At 62.4% G+C, this 3751-nt stretch carries 2 protein-coding genes and 2 pseudogenes; 1 reads left to right on the forward strand and 3 read right to left on the reverse strand.

Going from position 1 to position 3751, the window contains the following annotated elements; genetic code table 11:
- Window positions 1-99: 99 nt before the first annotated feature.
- Window positions 100-1610, forward strand: a pseudogene (locus WAN71_RS10260) (FAD-dependent oxidoreductase).
- A 156-nt stretch (window positions 1611-1766) separates the two neighbouring features.
- Here the strand turns inward: WAN71_RS10260 and WAN71_RS10265 are convergent.
- The 3 genes and pseudogenes from WAN71_RS10265 to WAN71_RS10275 all read right to left on the reverse strand — a co-directional run.
- Window positions 1767-2650: pseudogene (locus WAN71_RS10265) on the reverse strand (YhjD/YihY/BrkB family envelope integrity protein).
- Window positions 2651-2787: 137 nt separating this feature from the next.
- Complete coding sequence (locus tag WAN71_RS10270) at window positions 2788-3075, reverse strand: GlsB/YeaQ/YmgE family stress response membrane protein (RefSeq protein ID WP_422225229.1); 288 nt, start codon at window positions 3073-3075, stop codon at window positions 2788-2790.
- Between the two features lie 154 nt (window positions 3076-3229).
- A partial coding sequence (locus tag WAN71_RS10275; RefSeq protein ID WP_422225230.1) for a phosphatidylserine decarboxylase occupies window positions 3230-3751 on the reverse strand: 522 nt, incomplete at its 5' end.

Below are 3751 nucleotides of genomic sequence, written 5' to 3' on the forward strand. Positions count from 1 at the left end.
GGATTCGCGACCGTGGATCATGGTCCGATCGGTACCGCGGTGGCTCGAGCCGAGACAGCCGGCGTTTCTCTGTGGTGCTGCCGGGGTATCAACTCACTCGTGACTTCCTTGTGGCTGAGCGGCCGAGTCGGACAGCCTTGGGCTGCAAGCGAGCTTGACGGTGGCGCCCAGTCCGTCGATGTCATTGTCGTGGGTGCTGGGATCACCGGGCTGATGACCGCGGTTCTGTTGGCTCGCGGCGGCAAGGACGTGTTGGTGTTGGAAGCCCGCACGGTGGGTGCTTGCGCTACGGGTAATACCACCGCCAAGGTCAGTTTGCTTCAGGGCAGCCACCTGTCGAAGATCCTGTCCAAGCACGGCAAGGGCGTGGCCCGCGCTTACGTGGACGGTAATCGTGAAGGTCAGGATTGGGTGCTTGACCACTGCGAGTCACACGGCGTAGCTGTGCAGCGCGAGGATGCCTATACCTATGCCCAGTCCGCCAAAGGCGTCGCGTCCGCACGCGCCGAACTAAAGGCGTGCCAGGCGGTGGGCCTGTCCGCCGGGTGGGATGCCGACGCCAAGGTGCCGTTTCCGTATCACGGCGGCGTGCGGCTGGCCGAGCAGGCGCAGTTCGATCCTATGTCGTTCCTGGACACACTAGTTGTGGAGTTACTCGAGCGCGGCGGACGGCTGGTCGAGCACTTTCGGGTGCGGCGGGTGTCCGGCCACGGAAACAGCCTGCGCGTCCACGTCAACGACGCCGCGCAGCACGAGGTCGAAATCGAGACCGCGCAATTGGTGCTTGCCACCGGGATTCCGATCCTGGACCGCGGTGGCTATTTCGCGCGCGTGAAGCCGAGCCGGTCCTACTGCTTCGCTTTCAAGGTCCCCGGCGACATTACTCGGCCGATGATGATTTCCACCGACTCACCGACGCGTTCAGTGCGCTACGCACCCGTCGCCGACGGGGAGCGGCTGATCGTGGGCGGCGCGGGCCACACGGTCGGTCGCGAGAAGAGCCCATCCAAGGCGCTGGAGGAGTTATCGTCGTGGGCGCGCATGCACTACCCGGGAGCGGTGCAGACTCATTTTGGTCGGCGCAGGACTATACTCCGATTGACGATTTGCCCTATGTCGGTCCTATTTTGCCGAACAACGAAAGCATCTTTATAGCAACGGGTTTCAACAAGTGGGGGATGACGAACGGCGCTGCCGCCGCATTGGCGCTATCGAGCCGCTTGCTGGGCGGGCCGATGGACTGGTCCAGCGCGTTCGCCAGCTGGAGCGCCCACGAACTGTCGGGCCTGCTGACGGCCATGCAATCCAACCTCCAGGTCGGCTTTAACTTGACCAAGGGCTGGATCACCCCGGCGACACGCACCGGCCGTCGCAGCCCCAACGAGGACGGGGGCGGCGTGGTGAGCGGACCCCCGTGGCACCTGGAAGCCAGATGCCGGGTCGACGCCGCCGAGCACCGTGTTTCACCGGTATGCCCGCACCTGGGGGGAATCGTGAACTGGAACGACGCCGACAAGGCGTGGGAATGCCCGCTGCACGGCTCACGGTTCGCGCCGGATGGCACGCTGCTAGAAGGGCCGGCCACCCGTGATCTGGCCGCCTCGCGCTAACGATGAGCAGGGTTTCGGGTGCGGTGTCGACTGCGCTTGCCGTGGCAGGTCGCTGAACCGGGACAGGTCGCTTAGCGAGTTTCACTCAGTACGCCGTGGCCATCAGCTGAATCAATCCCGCGCAACACTCTGCCCGACTCTCTAAAAGCCGATCGCTTAAAAGCCCAGTTCATTAGTTCGATCTTCCGGCTCCGTTCGACAAGGCGACGGGGTGGGCGGGTCACTTGATTCTGTCGCGGTGCGGTGTGGCGGTATGCCGAACGTGACGTCGACCTTTTCAAATCCTTTCGTCCGCTCGGCCTCGGCTTTGGCCGCGTAGGTGCTGCGGTCTCCGTCGGTCAGGTCGACGTTGTCGGTGAACGGGGTAAGCAACTCCAGCGGGTACAACCGCTCGACGCGCACCACGTTGATCTCCGCGCACAACACCGCCAGAGTCGCCGCGATGTACAGGAACGCCAACATTCCTAACACCAGCGCGAACACCGCATTTGTGGCGCTCGCGCTTTTAATCACATGCCCGATGTAGACCACACCGAAGGACTGCAACACCTGCCAACCCACCGCCGCGGCCACCGCGCCCAGAGCTACTTGCCGCTGCCAACAGCAATAAGCTGCGGCCCCGGGCTCGAAACGGATCCGGCCGCTCATTACGCGGCACCGTCCACACGGCGTTCATCGCATTCTGCAACGCTTGCGCACCGCCGAGCCCGCCGTAGAGCGCGCCCAGAACCCCCACGAGGAATCCCAACCACGCCACCGCTGAGCTGTTTCGGCCTATCCAGCTGCGGCCCGATGACCGGGAACTCACTCAACGCCGAATGCTCCACATGCGCGCGCAATTCGGGATGACCCGTCAGCACCCAACCCAGCACCGTGGATAGCAACAACAACAACGGAAACAGCGATACGAACGCATAATAAGCGATCAACGCCGCCAAATAGCTGCCCTGATCGTCGACATATTTGTAAATCACCGCCAGCGGAAACCCAAACACCGGGTAACGCTGCTGCCAGGCATCGAGACGATCAGTCAACCCCACCGCGTTGCCCTAGCCAATTGTGTTATGCCACAATCTGTTTTGGCGGAAACCGCGGACACACTCACCCCCGACGCGAATCGCACGGGTACTTCCGACTGTCAGACACCGGCCGCAACGGCTGCGCGCGGTGATAGACGCTACCGTCGTCCCACCCGATTGGTGATGCGACGCCCGGTGGCACCGAGGTAGATGCCGATGAGAATGCACGCGACGACGATGCCAACCAAGAACGGAATGATCTTGAATCCGCCATCCTGGTTGGAATATCCCAGTTTGAAGGACACCCAGGTTCCAACGAATGCGCCGATCGCGCCCAGTATCACAGTCATCACGACTCCAATGTTCTGCTTGCCGGGCATGACGAGCCTGGCCAGCCCACCCACGACGAGTCCGATGACAATGGCGCCAACAATTGTCCCGATCACTTGAACTCCTCTGGTGGGGCTGGGTCATATCGCTAATGTGGAGATACCCGTTTCTTGCCTCATTGACCCTGTTAGCCCGCACCGAATACAACCGGCCCACATGACAGTCCTCGATGTCGCTGTGGTAACCGGCGATGTGTTCACACGCCCGCACCTAGATCGTCTTTACGGCGGCGAGCTTCGAGTTGATCAGCATCAGCGGCGCGTGGGGGTCGTGCGGTTGGGGAATGGCCCCGAGAGCGAAGTCAGCGATCACGCCGGGCCGAAAGATGACGCAGTGCGTGGAACCGCCGAACTGGAAGTACCCGAGTTCCTCGCCCTTGACGACGTGATAACCGGGGGTGATGCTCGGGTCGATAATGCTGGAGGACACCTCCGACATACCGAGCGGCACGAAAGCGACCAGACCGATGACAGGATTGTCGGCCTCAATGAGGATGATCGCCCGCGCAGCGGTATGCGCCATGTAGGACTGCGAATTCGTCGGCTCGACCGCGTCGCTGCCTTCGGAGTCGGCCTCGGAGTAGTAGGTGCCCTCCTGGACGAAGGCCCGCACGATCGTGCCGGCGACGGGGCTGTGCCAGCGGTGGTAATTGGTCGCGCTCAGAAAGGCCTGATAGATGGTTCCGCCGACAAACTGATCAACCGACTCGTCTTGTGCAAGCAGGTCCTGCAG

The organism is Mycobacterium sp. (assembly GCF_049280035.1).
Classification (GTDB): domain Bacteria; phylum Actinomycetota; class Actinomycetes; order Mycobacteriales; family Mycobacteriaceae; genus Mycobacterium.